Origin of the sequence: Natronospira sp. (assembly GCF_007134575.1) — a bacterium.
In the GTDB taxonomy this organism is placed as follows: domain Bacteria; phylum Pseudomonadota; class Gammaproteobacteria; order Natronospirales; family Natronospiraceae; genus Natronospira; species Natronospira elongata.
The window spans coordinates 1-14,785 of the sequence record NZ_SLKM01000185.1 but is presented as its reverse complement, the minus strand read 5'-3'; the positions used below and the strand labels follow the sequence as shown (position 1 = coordinate 14,785).

Sequence of the window (14,785 nt, the reverse complement as noted above, 5' to 3'; positions counted from 1 at the left end):
GTATTGCCCGATTTATCTCTATAAAAGAATTTTCTATATGAGATAGATTTAATTGGTTTAATAACCTGCTGTAATCAGGCAAAGGTTGGATTGAATTGGCTAGTAATTGATTAATTGAATTTAGTTCTCTGATATGCGGTGAAAAAGCTTGTAGGGATTCAATTTGTTGTTGATGAATGTCCATTGCTCTAATCATTTGAGCACTTTCCAACATTTTCTTCATGCTCTCAGATAGCTGATTAAGATTACTAAATTGATCGACCTGTTGCATGGAAGCCTGAATAATTCTGAATTGGCGTTGTAGATCTAAAACATGATCAGGAATCTGTATTTGTTCAAACATTATACGCAGACTTTCCGCTTCGCGAATATGGCTTCGGAAAGATTCGAGACCCTTGAATAAACTTTGTAAATCTTTATCGTTGAACTTAAAGCTCATGGACTAATTGTTTTAGGCATCTAACGGCTCAGCATTTCTGCGGCGTGGCAATCAATTTTGAAGTCTGTACCGAATACCCGTTTTTAACTTTTTTCTTGACTTTCAGCTAAGGGTAAATGCTTGTTAGGTACAAACATATAAACCTTTTAGTCTGAATCTTCTCTGATATTCTTTACTAAACTAGCTTTAACAACTTTTGGGAGATCGAGTTCATCAAAATAAGTCAAACTACTGTTCAATTTGTATCTGGAAACAATTTCACTAAATGGAATTTCTAATTTCTTCGGGATTCCATGTTTATTTACAATCTGTTTGACGTCTTTTTGTACATCCCATTGATCGGAATGGTATGCCAAATACCAAAGAATTTCTAAACATTTCAGTTTTGATTCATCATCATTAACAGTTAGATACAATTGCTTTAATAGTTTCCCAAAAGAAGAGGTCGATGAAAAAGGCCAACCAAGTGTTCCAAGACAGTCATGAATTCTGTTAATTAAAGTATTGATAAACTCAGCAATATCATTTCCAACTTCACTGTAATATTCATCTACTTTATTATCACCCTGTAATAAAATATCTATAACCGGAGATAAATAATCATGATAAACATGATTTTGATAGTTTCCCTCAATAGCTATTTCATGAAACCTCATCCAATCAATACTTTCCCCTAGACTTAATAAGTCTTTAAGAGTCATATATTCAGAAGGAATTTCATCTTCTAAAGCTAATTCTTTTAACTTACGATAATGGGCTTCAAACTCTTCTACATCTTTAAACCTTTCAGAAGGATCTTTAGAAATACTTTTTCTTACTAAAGAGATTAATTCAAATGCTTGAATATCAATAGGATCTTTAGCTGTGAAAATAAAGTAAATAAGCTTTCCAAGTGAGTAAATGTCACTTTTAAATGTAGCATCCTTTAGTTTGTCCCGTTGTTCGGGGGACACATACATTATTTGTCCATAATGATTTTGACTTGAACCTGTATAATGAGAAAGAGACTCTTCATTCTTACCTAATCCAAAATCAGAAAGTTTGATATTGATTTCTGAACCCTCTTCAAAAACCAAAACATTATTTGGCGCAATATCTCTATGAAGAATTGACTTATTGTGAGCACATTTAATTGCACTTAATATTTGGTCTGTAATTTTAAACCTATCTTCAAGAGTTAATTTTTGATTATTTCTCCTTATATACTGGTGTAAGTTACAGTCCCCCATTTCCATCAAGTACCAAAGTTTCTCATTTTCATGATCATTTCCTTCGGCATAGATTTCAATTATATGTGGGCAATCAGATAGCTCTTTTAAAAGATTTATTTCACGTAGAAGTCTATATCTGTATTCATCATTGGAATAGAATCTTCTTTTCAATTCTTTTAGAGCAAAAGTAGATCCTGATTCTTTATGAATCATACTTTTTACAATACAAAAGTAACCAGATCCAATGATAGTTTTATGTTCTAGATTATAAAGCTCCAAAGAAATTGAACCCTTCATTAATTTAAATTTTTAAATTTTGCACCTAACGGCTTGGCAAATAACCGGCACCGAGATTCGGAACGTAGTTTTTATTTATTGCCCTAAATCTACTGGAGAATTTGAGAAATGCAAGGCGGTGTCCGGTTGTTTTGCTTTGTTAGCAGCCCAGGCTTAATCGTAAAATAGCTCTAAATTCATTCCTAACCAGAATTCTCTAAACGTATCTGCAGCATCAACGACAATTGGCTGATTTATCAATATATAGCCATTTTCATCAATCATTTCCTCATCTCTATCTTTAAAGTAATCACGGATTACTTGTTCATGATTCGAATTATTTAAATTACCTGCTCTATGTGATATTATATTCCTAATTTTTTGGAGAATTGTGACTTTATTCCACTCAGTTTCTACACTGGCGAAATCTACTTCCATCACTTTTGTCAAATACTTACGAGCACGTGAAATCCCTTTTCCATTAAAATCTGACAGCGAAATATTACATTCCTTGAGTTGTTGTAACTTCTTGCATAATTCATTTAGATCATTTTCAAAAAAGAAATAAGATTGTGTGAAAAGAGAATACCAAAGGGATTTAGGATAAATTTCTAAATCAGAATTGATATTACTTTGTACATAAGATTCAAACTCCTCTTCTGTATCAAACTCTCCTCGTAAAAACTCTAGTGATTTTCGCACTCCGTCTTTAACCATTGCAAGAAGAGCTGGCATAAAATTACTTTGAATAATTTCAGAAAACTTTATGAGTTGTATTTGCTTCGTTCTAGCATTTAGAACAATAAATTTTTCTATTTTTTTTCTTCTTGAGTCATGAAGAGAGTTCAAAGTGTTTTGTGCTGATAACGGCCTGACTTTTGTGCAGCTTGGCAACTAACTTAAAAGTAAGGCAAAAAACCTGAGCCGGACTGCACGCTGGTTAGTAATTTTCTTTTTCTAAATCTTTAAGACTACGAATAAATTTTTCTCGATGTTCTTTTTCCCTATTTAGTTCCATAACGACAAATTCTAATGCGTTAAGAATCTTTCCTGCAATAACTTGACAATCTTCTTCTGTTCGAGAATGAATTCCTTTGCTCAAAAAATCATGAATTATTTTAAACGGATTTATTCCATCAATAATCAGGGATTTTGGAGCGATTTGTAAAGCTAACTTTGTTTTAGATGAAAAATCTTTCCCGTTACATATATTTCTATATTCTTCTATTCTTTGTTGATCAACCCCTTCTTCAGATTGCTTATCTATCAGCAATTTTAGTAATGGTTCCATTTCATTTTCTAAAACTCTGCGAAAATAAGCACAAGCTCCGAGTCCATAAGATTGGCTGAGACAGACTTTTCCTTTTCTAAAGAAGACCGCCTCATCACCTAAAAAGTTATCTAATTCTCTTTCTATTTCAATCTTCCACGGGGGATATTGTCCTAGTTTACGTACCCAGATTCTATTGTCTTGCCTATATTCGATCCAAAACTGAATTTGTGTTCTACATGCTGAACACTGAAAATGAAAGTGATGAAGGCCATAATGAATTTCGTCATTTAAAACAGTACCAGCTTTAAAAATACCAGCGCCACCACCTGTATTTAATAAGCGTCTATTATCAAATACACGGCTAGTTCCACAATTATCACAATCATAATCAATGAATTTGATAGCCACATCCTTATTCTTAAGAGGTTCATCTAAGACCTCTTTTGTCAAAAGGGGTAGATTCTCTAGAAATCTTTTAAACTGATCATACATTTTCATAAGATATTAGTTCAAAGGATAGTCAGCTTTTAATTCTTTTATCATTTTTTTCTCTTAGTGTTCTTTTGTGCAGCTAACGGTTCAGGGCTTAAGCGGCGAGGCGCCCAAATTTAATTGTGGCGAAAAATGCAAAATCGTCCGCTTGAAGCCCTTGCTATTTCTCAATCTTCTTTAGTCAAATATCACTTTTAGTTTATCATCAATTAATTTTGTCGGTTCATTACTGAACTTAAAGGCCTGTTCTTTCAAGTAATCACTGAAGGAATATGACTTAATAAAATAATCTTTAGAATTTCCCTGAGCGATATAAGCATCGAGTATAGAATTGAATTTCAAATATTCATTTTTAAACAAATCTGCAAATTTCAGAAGATCATCTAGTTGAATTAAAACGGGTTTTTGGATTCGAAAGTCATCAAGCGAAAAATCTCTTATCAGATCATCAAAGCTTGAATTAAAAAAGTAATTAATTCCGTGTTCATCTAATGCTCGGTCTGTAACAACTATTATAGGATAATACTTTGCGCCTTTATAATTAAACTCATCAAAATCTTGTATTAACCCATCTTCGAGTTTGCTGATAAACGAAAGTATTTGTGAAACGCCCTTATTCTTTTGTTGGGTGCCTCGAATTAACTTTTTAATTATTTCCTTTTCAATGACCTTAAAGTCATACGAATTTTTAGTGTCAGACCTTATAAGAGTATCTTTACATTCAAATAAAAAAACTTTACTCCTTCTTCGAATGTAGAAATCAGGTTCCCCATCGATTTTTCCTCTCATATTTTTACCCGAGAATGCAACCCATGAGTCTTGTTTAACATAATTCAATATTTCATAGAGAAGTACCTCTTCAATAAAAGATTCGCCAATAAATGACTTAAAATTCCCAAAATCAGATGTTTCAATTCCATCATACTGATTCTCAGAAATTGCTGAATAGATATCGAATAGAATCCCACTGAAAATTTTATCAATAAAAAGATCCAAATTTAGAAATAAGTAACTTCTTTCTTGGAGTTTAAAAACTGGCTTTTCACGAATGGAAATAAAGTCACTTTTTGCTTCGAACTTGGATTTATCGAGAGTTAAGTAATCTAAGAACTCAGTTATTTGATTTTCTTCTTCGAAATTTAGGACAGACCTATTTGGCTCATCAAATTTTAGCAAATGTGAGGCATAAATATGAAGTATTGACTTAAGATATTCTTTCCAATTCGAAGATTTTGTAGATAGTATAAAATCTGTAATGAGGTTATTAAACTCTTTATTGGTTTCTGAAAATTCAAAAAATGAAATTGCCTTATAAGCTTGTAAATAAAATTCTCTACTAAATTTAAGATCACTTATGGGAAGTTGAGTCTTTAGTGTAACCTCTACAAAGTTTGATAAACCTTTGATTCCCTTTTCCTGAATTTCAGAAGAGATTTTGACAGACCATTCTGATGCTAACATATAAGCTTTAAAAAGATTTAGCTCATCTTCAGGTGTGAGTTCTCTTTCTTTGAAATCATTATAATTCAATATGATTTCTTGAATTAAATAGAGACAAGAAGGTTGATTTATAAATAAAAAATTTTCCCGCTCCATTTGAGGCGCAGCTTCACTTAAAACTTTAGTTTTTAGACTTGAATCTAGCCGTCCAAGCCATTGAACCAATGCTTCTCCATGAATCTTTAAGTTATTTTCATTAGCGTGGTATCTTGCACTAAAGTGAGCAACAATTTGAAGAGCTTGCTTAGACGGGATATCACTTATTAAACTGGAAATGTCTTCTCTCTCATCTTCATCAAAGATATCAGAGAAAGATAGTACTACTCTTGTTCTCTTTGACGAATCTACCATAAATTAATTTTATTAGTTTGATCTCTTACAAAAGAAATAACATGTATTTAGCGGCACTCTCTCAACCGCTAATATTGTCTGATAATAGATTAGACATGCCAATAACGCAAATAAAACCACTGTTCCGTCCGAATAAAATGTAAACGGCAAGTTTCTATGTCCGAATAAAACGCCGAATAAATTTTATTTTTCCTGTAAGGATCTCTTCTTGAACGGTTCATACAAATAAAAAGGTATGAAAAAGAAGAAACTTTTAACTCGGCTAAAGGATGAAATTCGACGACGAAATTACAGCTATCGAACGGAAAAAACGTACTCTCAATGGATTGTCAGGTATGTCCGTTTTCACGGCGTAAAACATCCTGATGAGATGGATGATTCACATGTAGTGGCTTTTCTTAATCATCTTGCAAACAAGAAAAATGTAGCCGCCTCTACTCAAAACCAAACCTTATCTGCAATCGTATTCCTTTATAAGCATATTCTCAATAAGCCACTTAAAAATCTCGACAAGTTGAATTTGAATATTTGTTTATTGAAGCTCTCTTTTTAGATTATTTCACCAATCAAAGATATTTAAAAAATAACTGGTTAGAAGAAAAAAATGAGCACCTTGATTTAAGATATCATCAATTTAAAAAAGCAAAATAGACTTCAATATATTCAGTCGAGTTTTTTCAATTAACAAGATGGCGCATATTATATATATGGTCTAAAAATTATTCAAGAAAATGCCCATCGCATCCTTCATAACTAATACATCCTTTCAAAGTAATTGTTGTAATCTCTCCATATTTAAAATTTACAGTTGTATTTCTAGAATTCGTTGGTGTGGTTGAAGTTCGATAACTAACGATAATATTTATATTTTCATACCCTCCAGGCATACCACTGTCAAGAGCGAATGTTTGTGAATTGTCACTAGTAATGTTAAGATTATTGAACTCATAGCCAACAAGTTCCACAGAGGAAATATACCTATTATCAGTAACTTGATTCACTATTTTTAAGGTTGGGTACTCTTCTGGGGGCTCTTTTGGAGGCTCTTCAATACTTACACTATCTTTACTGCAAGCCGTAAAAGCGAAAATAATACCAAAAATTACCAAAGTGGTCCAGTATTGAACTTGGGTTTTCGATCGAATTACGTGTAATCTTTTTCTCATAAGTTATACAGGTATTTTACAACAAGCTTTTTAAAAGGATTAAGCCATATCGGTTTGGCGATTATGCACCTGATACTTTCATATCAATTTTGTTCAAAATATTCCCTGACAAGCCTGTCAACCTCAGCTACCATTTCTTCACCTTTTAAGTCTCTGGCAACAATTACACCCTGAGTATCCATCAAATACATTCTGGGTACTCCGGTGACATTAAACAAATCCACCAGTTCACCACTCCATCGATCTGACTGTAATATTTGAGGCCACGGCATTGCTTGTTCGTTGATCACATTGTTTACTGTTTCCTCATTTTCGTCAAGTTCAACCCCAATGATGACAAGATTATTTTCGCCATGAAGATCCCAAAGCTTTTTTAGGTGCGGTATTTCGGGGTAGCACGGTCCACACCAGGTTCCCCAAAATTCAATGAGAACAAATTTTCCCTTCAATTCAGTCAAGGACAGAATCTCACCTTCTAAAGTTTCTGATTTGAAATCGGGAGCTTTTTGACCAACCTGAAGGGATTCAACTTCATATAAATATCCCAGGCCATGATCCACAAACCATTCATCAGCATCTATTTCAACCAGCAATCTTGCATATTCAATTGCCTTATCATAATTCTTCTCTTCGTGGTAATGAGATTTTAACCATCTGTAAACCGAGGATTTGCTTTTTGGATGTGTAAGCTGATTTTCCAATTCATGCAACAGGATAATGGATTCATCAACTTCCAGATTTTCATTTCGAGCGTAAATATTCATCAGTTGCACCGGTATGTCAAATCGATGCCATAAATCAGAATCTGTATCAATTGTTGATAATGCCTCGTGTACAAATGAGTCATCACCGGTGTTTCCCCACATCAAAAAAGCAGAGTGAAGTGCTAATTCTGCCGTTTCGGAGTTTTTGTTGTTCTTGTAATATGTAAAAAACTCTTTTGCATATTGCATCTGGAGGCTATCTGAATAACCTAATTCTCTTACTTCATTCCAGGCAGCTCTTATATATGTGGAATCAACTTCAGCCGGCTGGGTTTGCCCATAAGCTTTAATTATCGGATAAAATATAAGCAACCATAAAAGCAAATGACTCTTTAAGAATTTTCTCTTGTCATTTGTGAGTTCGTTGTAATTGTGAATGTGCATACAGGATTATTGATGAACTTAACCTCTTACTATAAAGAAATTAATAACTGTTTTATGTTACAAAATCCAAGGATTTCAGACGAAAAAGTTCAGATATATGATTCGATAAAAATTACTTGAACTTTAAGAAGTACATTTCTTGGGCTGGTCTTAATTAAAAAAAGGCAGCCCTGAACACATAAAGCTGCCTTATTGCAAGAATCGAAATATGTCTTCACAATTTACGTACGGAGCCCTAAAGCCTTCACAACAGTCTGAATCTTTTTCCCGATTTTAGCAAAGATCCCGGACCCAAATTCCTGGAGCAAGTTTCCCAGTTCACGTAAAAACAGGTCAAAGAGTCGTTGCTGCTCTGCTTCCGAGAGATTTTCCCCGTCTTCACTGTCCGGATGGGTGTATTTAACATAATGGGACAAAATATTCTCCACTTTTTCAAGTACAAGCTGCAGGCGAATTCAGGGAGTCGACAGCATTTGTTTATACAGGCTGAGATTGGCTGCACGCTGCTAAAGAAAAAACGATGATGGATATAACGGACAATTTTTGATTAATCAATACCTGAATTTTTTAAAAGTGAAAAGAGAAAAAATATCTATCAAGCGATCAGTCATCAATACCTTTCAGCCAATCTATTATAGCAGGTACCACTTCACTATGGAAAGCTCCGGATTCACCCGCCCGTGCCGCCTGCTGATTACGTGCAAACCGCAGGCCGTGATCCATATCCTCAAATAATATAAACTTCGCAGACCCCGGCCGAAGGTTGTTCAGGTTATCCACAACATATTTGTGTTCTTCAATACTGATGACGTAATCGGCACCTCCGGCAATGAGAAGTGCCTGAGCTCCCCCGGTACGCGACCAGAGATCCAGTGGCTTGTAGTCTGCCACTTGCTGAAAATAGGTGTAGTGGTGCGGGAGATTGAAACTTCCTCCGCGGTCTGGGAATATTTTTAGTATTTCTTCAGGTGACTTTTTCTCAATCGTGTACATGTAATGCACTTTAATAGTCTCACTCATTCTGTTTTCAATTTCGGAAAGTGACAAATCAGAAAAGTGTACCTGGCGGCGGCTGTTCGCTATGAGGTACTCAAACCATGGCACTCCGAATGTAGCCATGGCAATGATGGCATGAACCGGCTCTTCCGTTTCAGAAGCCAGGATAGGCCCTGCAAGTCCACCCATACTGTGCCCCAGAAGTATAATCCTGTTCTGATCCACATCAGGCATTGTGCGAACCTGAGCCAGACCGGCGCGGTACCCGCTAAGTTCAGTATCAAAATTGATTTCCATGCATGGAGTCCCCTGACTATCCCCCATGCCGCTCTTTTCCACCCAGTACATCAGGTAACCGGCACTTGCCAATTCATTTAACATATCGATGTAAGCCAAGCCTTCGTTACTGTCGAGGGAGTAGCATCCGATTCCACCCAGCATCACAATGGCTGGAAATGGTCCGTCCCCGTGAGGTTTCCTGATGATGGTGCGGCGGAGTGTGCCATCGTCAGTTTCCACAACACCGTAAATGAAATCAAAATCCGGATGATCGAGCCGCGGAATTTCCTCAGGGTGAACGATGACAATCGCTTCCCGGCCATTGCGCTCAATTGAAAAACTTATAGTTGCAGGACGCTCATTTCGCAACTTATCAATTACATCCCACTGGGTGTTTACAGGCTCTCCGTCCATTAAGCGGATAACATCACCCTCACGGATACCAGCCATACCCGCCGGCTGATGTTCGGGGGCAAAAGTTACCTATACGCCATTTTCCACAGGCTGCATTGCCAGTCCGATTTGCACCCTTCGGGGCAGCTCTTGCGCGGATAAGGTTTCTGACAGAAGAAAAAGGACAGTCAGTAAAGTAAAAAAACTCAGAAATGAGAAGGAGTTTTTCACTCTTATAAACAATAAAAAGATTGGCTGTTTTCTGAGAAACATGCTGAGTTGATTCATTTGAAAATATTATTATCCCTGATTAATTAACGCGAGTTCGAGATAGGGAATTGAACCTATAGCTGTCAAAACCCACGTTTACCCATTCACTGGGCTGGTTGATATCTCTCCTGAAAAGGGGTGCCAAGATGGAATCCGGAGCTGAATCGTATGCCATAAAACCCACATAGATTGCATTATCAGAATAGTTTTCATTCTTCGTTTTGTTGTAGTATAAAATTTACTCAATCAATGTTGTACAGTCAGTAAAGCAATCAGGTATATTAAATACCATGATAGCGTGCATCTCTGGTTGCATAATCAATATTATTGCGATATTCTCTATAGATCAAATAGGATGATTCCTTAAATGAGATAGGTTATACCAATGATGAGTAATATTGAATTACGCCACCTTCGCTACTTTACTGCAGTGGCTGAGGAGTTGAGTTTTGGTGATGCGGCAAAACGTCTGCATATCACACAACCCTCACTCAGCCTTCAGATTCAATCACTTGAGCAAACAATAGGTGCTGAACTTTTTGTGCGCAGGCCGAATGTACGGCTAACAAAAGCCGGTGAAGCACTGCTTTCACGGGCAATACCAATACTTGACCAAACAGATGAAGCAATAAAATTGGCCCGAAATGTTGCGCAGGGTAAAGAGGGAGTATTGAGAATGGGCATCGTACCTTCAGTATTACTTGAATCCTCGCTTCCCAGGGCTATACGCAGATTTCGTGAGCGTTTTCCCGGTGTGGAGTTGCAGTTACTGGAGATGTCTACTGTAAACCAGTTTGAAGCATTGCGGATTGGCCGGATCGATGCCGGACTTATCCGTCAGCCGCCTAAAAATATGGAGTATGCTTTTGAGATTGTAGCGAGGGAGCAGCTCATGGTTGTACTTCCTGCATCACATCCACTTGCTGATAGCTCAACGGTATCCCTTTCCATGCTTGCTGATGAATCCTGGATCATGTTTCCCCGTTCGGTCAATATTAACCTGTATGATCATCTGCAAATGATTTTTCGGAAAGCCGGTGTAACGCCCAAAGTAGTTCTGGAAGCTTCAGTTATTCAAACACAAATCAGCCTGGTAGAAGCAGGGTTTGGAATCACAGTGGTGCCGGTGGGAGCTCGTCGCATTCAGGTTCCGGGGGTGGTTTATCAAGCTATAAGTTCGAAAGAGTCAAGAACTACAATAGCCTTTTTCTGGCGGGAAGACCAGGCAACAACAATGATACAAGCATTGCTGGATGAAATGGTAAATAGTGGCATAGATGAGGGAAAATCATAACATAAAGAGAGCTAAAATCTGCGGAGATATTCTATCTGTTTTGGACTCTGCCAGCTGGGTCAAAATGAAATGCGAAAACTAAATTGAAATTTTCAGAAGACGATCGCAGCGTTTCAGGGAATCACTAAGTTTAAACAAACCAATAAGAAAAATGAGTGTGTAAGTAAGAGTAGGGCACGGTGTACAATTTCTGAAAGCGTGGGTCTGGTGGCACAATATCATAAAATAGTCGCAGGCAGTATCCGGGCCGGGTGTTCCGATACTGCCTGCGAAATTGATGTATAGTTGTTTAATCCGGATAGTTATGTCAGCCTGTTTTTGTTTTGGCCCTTATAATCAAAATAGACTACACGAATTTCATCCTCTTTCTGAAGGATCAACTTATATTCGATGCTCTTGTTGTCGAAGTTTTTGATCACACGTTCATTTCCGATCATACTCCAGGAGTTGAACTCTTCATTGATTAATTGAATCAAGATCTCCCTGGATAAGGGGATATTTCGCTGAACAACATTAGACCGGATCAGATCTCCCCGGTGATCATACTGAGCAAAAAGTTCTTCATTTTTGGTGGAACCTTCTATTGTATATCCGTAATAGCGGCCGTTACCATTTTTGAATATATCGAGATTGATTTTGAAGAAGAGATTCTCTTCCTGGATGCATCGCAAGCTTTTAAAACAGGTCAGATTCTCCACCTTTACGGTCAAATTGGTCGGAGAGGTCTTGTCGATTGCAGGCTGCTGAGCCTCTGCTTGAACCGCTGCGGATGCGAAAAGTGAGATTGTAAGGAGTATGAGTTTTGTTTTCATGATTTATGGGATTGAGTTAAAAATTGTCACTGATAACTAATATTATTGCAATATTATATATAGGTCAAATTGAATGAGTACTCATATGAGATAGATTGTAGCTATGATATAAAATATTGAATAACGCACCTTCACTACTTTGCTGCAGTGGCTGAGGATTTGAGTTTTGGTGATGCGGCAAAACGTCTGCATATCACACAACCTTCACTCAGCCTTCAGATTCAATCCCTTAAACAAATAATAGGTTCTGTACTTTTTGTACGCAGGCCGAATGTACGGCTAACCAAAGCCGGCAAAGCACTGCGAGAAAAATTGGTGAATAGTGATAAAAGTGAGGCCTTTTTAGAAACGGTAACAATGGTTGACCCGGCATTTTTGGATATGTTTGATTTTCATACCGAATAACAAAAACTGACCTTCGATTTGCTTATACAACCCTGCAACAAATCACTATTCCTGATGCCCAGGCTAAGCGGCATACCTTGAGATCCGAGCGCCCGTTCAGCTCATCCAGCAGGTGCCTGACCTTATCCTCATGATCTGAAGGCCAGTTTGGCTGCGGACACATGTCATCGATTATGTAAAACCCTCCGATTTTTAGCAATTTAAGAGCCTCATCAAGCAGGTAGAACTTTCCAGGCCAAGCGTCAGCGAAAATCAGATCATATGTGTCAGATTGAGTTTGTTTGATAAAATTTTCACCATCGCAGTTATGGAAAGTAACCCGTCTGTCACGGCTAAGATGTCGCCCAGCAATATCAAGGACTGCAACATCATTATCGACCGAGTCGAGGCGAGCTGATTCATTCATCCCAGAGAGAAGCCAAGCTGTGGAAAGTCCCGTACCGGTTCCCAATTCAAGGAAATGTCCATCAGGCTTGGCTGCTGCAAGGATAGACAACAGCGATCCTGTTTTACGTTCAGAGGACATCGTAAAACCACTCTTCCTGGTATCCAGCTCAATGGATTCGAGAGTCTCAGGAATTGCATGAAATATGGTATCATTCATTTAGCTGTACTATATGTATTTAATTAAAGGATAATCAGGCCTGTTATTCGCCGAATATTAAACCAATCATCTTGATCGTGCAAATGGAGCCAAAAAAATGTTCGAATAATGTTTATCGGTAGATTCAGAATACACGAATAAAACGACGATAAAATCTGTAAGGAAATGGTTTTTTTAGTTCATATTTATACAACCCTGTTAACAAGAAAAAAGAGTTAACATGAATGAAGAGATAATTAACCAGAGACATACACAACTTAGTCCGTGGCCACAATAGCTGGTGAATCGTCATTGATACTTTTAGAGGAGATTATTGAATCAAAAGAATGGCTTCAATTCTTTAGAGATTAATACGAACTGGTAACACCACCCTTGGCAATGTCCTTTACTTCCTCCGGAGTTTTTCCATAAATAACTTAATGATTGCAGGTTCAACGGTAATGGTTTACAGATAACAGTAAATTTGTTCTCCCATATCAGGATGTACCAGACCAGAAATCAATCAATCCACCATTATCGGGCTCTGCCTTGTTTCGGGAGCTTTTACATGAAAATGCGGTACTTCTTCAGCTGCATGGCATGAATTACAGGATTGGGTGAAATTCTCGAATTCCCGCATAAAATGATCCGGGTCTTCACTTTCGACAGCTTGCCCCATCTCCGGAATGGATTGGTTCATAAAAGGTTGGGCCGATTCTGCCCGGGCAGGCCTTCGTTCCAGTCCACGTTCGAGTGCGAGCTCAATTTTTTGAATCTGATACCTCGCATATTCCCAATTTTCATCGTACCCGGCCCAGTAAAGCTCCGAGTACCTGTACCCGGTCTCCACCATCGCCATATCAAATCCCCTAAGATGGTCTGTAATGGTTTCCAGTTTTTGGCGGGTATCTCCGGTAAGCCAATCCTGAGACCCCACCGGCTCCGTATCATCTGTGCCACAGGAACTGAAGAACATCATCATTAAAATGATAACAAAGAGTAATATGGTGATCCCGGATACTGATATTTTCCACATATTCAATCTCATTTATTCGTTTTATGGTTGAGTTTTGTAAAGAGGTACTGCATCGTTACAGGAATCCGTAAAAAGAGTACAAATAGCTTACTGATTCTGATAATCCCGGTTTTTCAGTTTTAGAGCAATCACATGCCAGGCAAATCCGGCAAGAATAACAGCTAACCCGAGCATCCAGATGTTGGGATCAATAAAAAAGGCAAGGAACAGGCAGCCGAACAGTCCCAATACCGGTATGATTCTTGGGTACAGTCTCAGGTCTTCGGGCAAAAACAGAGCTGCCAAATTGGTGATTGCGTAATAGATCAGCACGGTAAACGCACTGAACGACCATGTAAACACAACATCTCCGGAAATCACCAGTAACCCGATCAGGATACCCGTAACCCAAACCGCTATGGCGGGACTCTGATTCTCGGGATTGATCGTTGCCAGGCTGTGGGGTAAATCTCTCCTCCGGGCCATACCCAGCATCACGCGCGACAGGCCGAGGAGTAAATTCAGCAGAACACCCAGCATGGCGGTAATCGCAGCTATGGTAATTACCGGGCCAATGACGGGGAGTGATAAAGCCTGTGCAACCATCATCAGCGGAGCGGCCTCCCCTTCCACCGTTTGCCCGAAAGCTTCTGCACCCATAATCTGGATCGCGGTGAGGGATACAGCCAGGTAAATGACCACAATCAATGCCATCGCAAGAATGATCGCTTTTGGGATGGTTTTTCGTGGGTTTGACACTTCCTCTCCCAGCGTGGCAATGCGTCCGTACCCGGTGTATGCAACAAACATCAGGGCTGACGCATACAGAATGGATGAGAAGGACGTATCGGTAAACGACTCCGTTATAGGCCGGGTGGGAAG

General features: G+C 38.1%; 15 protein-coding genes and 1 pseudogene. 3 read left to right on the top strand and 13 right to left on the bottom strand.

The annotated features are described in order from the left end of the window. The 5 genes from ACJWXQ_RS07225 to ACJWXQ_RS07205 form a co-directional block, all read right to left on the bottom strand. Positions 1–343 (bottom strand): hypothetical protein (locus tag ACJWXQ_RS07225; protein ID WP_406672475.1); only part of this gene is annotated, 343 nt, incomplete at its 3' end. 242 nt (positions 344–585) lie between these two features. Beyond that, complete coding sequence (locus ACJWXQ_RS07220) at positions 586–1,947, bottom strand: serine/threonine-protein kinase (protein ID WP_406672474.1); 1,362 nt, start codon at positions 1,945–1,947, stop codon at positions 586–588. A gap of 153 nt (positions 1,948–2,100) precedes the next feature. Then, positions 2,101–2,775, bottom strand: a complete 675-nt coding sequence (locus tag ACJWXQ_RS07215) for a hypothetical protein (protein ID WP_406672473.1) — start codon at positions 2,773–2,775, stop codon at positions 2,101–2,103. A gap of 91 nt (positions 2,776–2,866) precedes the next feature. Next, positions 2,867–3,697: a hypothetical protein gene (locus tag ACJWXQ_RS07210; RefSeq protein WP_406672472.1), complete on the bottom strand. Its 831-nt coding sequence runs from the start codon at positions 3,695–3,697 to the stop codon at positions 2,867–2,869. Between the two features lie 171 nt (positions 3,698–3,868). Next, the gene (locus ACJWXQ_RS07205; RefSeq protein ID WP_406672471.1) at positions 3,869–5,542 is read right to left on the bottom strand and encodes a hypothetical protein; all 1,674 of its coding nucleotides are present in this window, start codon (positions 5,540–5,542) and stop codon (positions 3,869–3,871) included. Between the two features lie 235 nt (positions 5,543–5,777). Between ACJWXQ_RS07205 and ACJWXQ_RS07200 the strand changes: the two genes are divergently transcribed. Further along, positions 5,778–6,095, top strand: coding sequence for a site-specific integrase (locus tag ACJWXQ_RS07200; RefSeq protein WP_406672470.1), 318 nt, complete (start codon positions 5,778–5,780; stop codon positions 6,093–6,095). A gap of 166 nt (positions 6,096–6,261) precedes the next feature. Here the strand turns inward: ACJWXQ_RS07200 and ACJWXQ_RS07195 are convergent, their stop codons facing one another. The 4 genes and pseudogenes from ACJWXQ_RS07195 to ACJWXQ_RS07180 all read right to left on the bottom strand — a co-directional run. Then, positions 6,262–6,708, bottom strand: coding sequence for a hypothetical protein (locus ACJWXQ_RS07195; protein ID WP_406672469.1), 447 nt, complete (start codon positions 6,706–6,708; stop codon positions 6,262–6,264). 83 nt (positions 6,709–6,791) lie between these two features. Continuing rightward, a complete protein-coding gene (locus tag ACJWXQ_RS07190) occupies positions 6,792–7,856 on the bottom strand; it encodes a redoxin domain-containing protein (protein WP_406672468.1) in 1,065 nt (354 codons plus the stop codon). Between the two features lie 603 nt (positions 7,857–8,459). After that, on the bottom strand, positions 8,460–9,371 hold the full coding sequence (locus tag ACJWXQ_RS07185) for an alpha/beta hydrolase family protein (protein ID WP_406672477.1): 912 nt from the start codon (positions 9,369–9,371) through the stop codon (positions 8,460–8,462). An 84-nt stretch (positions 9,372–9,455) separates the two neighbouring features. Further along, a pseudogene (locus tag ACJWXQ_RS07180) lies at positions 9,456–9,584 on the bottom strand (serine protease); the annotation flags it as partial. A gap of 595 nt (positions 9,585–10,179) precedes the next feature. Here ACJWXQ_RS07180 and ACJWXQ_RS07175 point away from each other — a divergent pair. Next, positions 10,180–11,088 carry a LysR substrate-binding domain-containing protein gene (locus ACJWXQ_RS07175; RefSeq protein WP_406672467.1) on the top strand — a complete coding sequence of 303 codons (909 nt, stop codon included), beginning with the start codon at positions 10,180–10,182 and terminating at the stop codon, positions 11,086–11,088. Positions 11,089–11,390: 302 nt separating this feature from the next. On the opposite strand, the gene ACJWXQ_RS07170 is transcribed toward ACJWXQ_RS07175, so the two are convergent. After that, the gene (locus ACJWXQ_RS07170; protein WP_406672466.1) at positions 11,391–11,900 is read right to left on the bottom strand and encodes a hypothetical protein; all 510 of its coding nucleotides are present in this window, start codon (positions 11,898–11,900) and stop codon (positions 11,391–11,393) included. 120 nt (positions 11,901–12,020) lie between these two features. Between ACJWXQ_RS07170 and ACJWXQ_RS07165 the strand changes: the two genes are divergently transcribed. After that, complete coding sequence (locus tag ACJWXQ_RS07165) at positions 12,021–12,305, top strand: LysR family transcriptional regulator (protein ID WP_406672476.1); 285 nt, start codon at positions 12,021–12,023, stop codon at positions 12,303–12,305. Between the two features lie 22 nt (positions 12,306–12,327). On the opposite strand, the gene ACJWXQ_RS07160 is transcribed toward ACJWXQ_RS07165, so the two are convergent. From ACJWXQ_RS07160 to ACJWXQ_RS07150, 3 genes are all read right to left on the bottom strand, one after another. After that, positions 12,328–12,909 (bottom strand): O-methyltransferase, encoded by a 582-nt coding sequence (locus tag ACJWXQ_RS07160; RefSeq protein WP_406672465.1) that lies wholly within the window; start codon positions 12,907–12,909, stop codon positions 12,328–12,330. Positions 12,910–13,411: 502 nt separating this feature from the next. Next, the gene (locus ACJWXQ_RS07155; RefSeq protein WP_406672464.1) at positions 13,412–13,924 is read right to left on the bottom strand and encodes a hypothetical protein; all 513 of its coding nucleotides are present in this window, start codon (positions 13,922–13,924) and stop codon (positions 13,412–13,414) included. A gap of 87 nt (positions 13,925–14,011) precedes the next feature. Further along, positions 14,012–14,785, bottom strand: a 774-nt coding sequence (locus tag ACJWXQ_RS07150; protein WP_406672463.1) for an APC family permease, incomplete at its 5' end; no start/stop codon positions are given.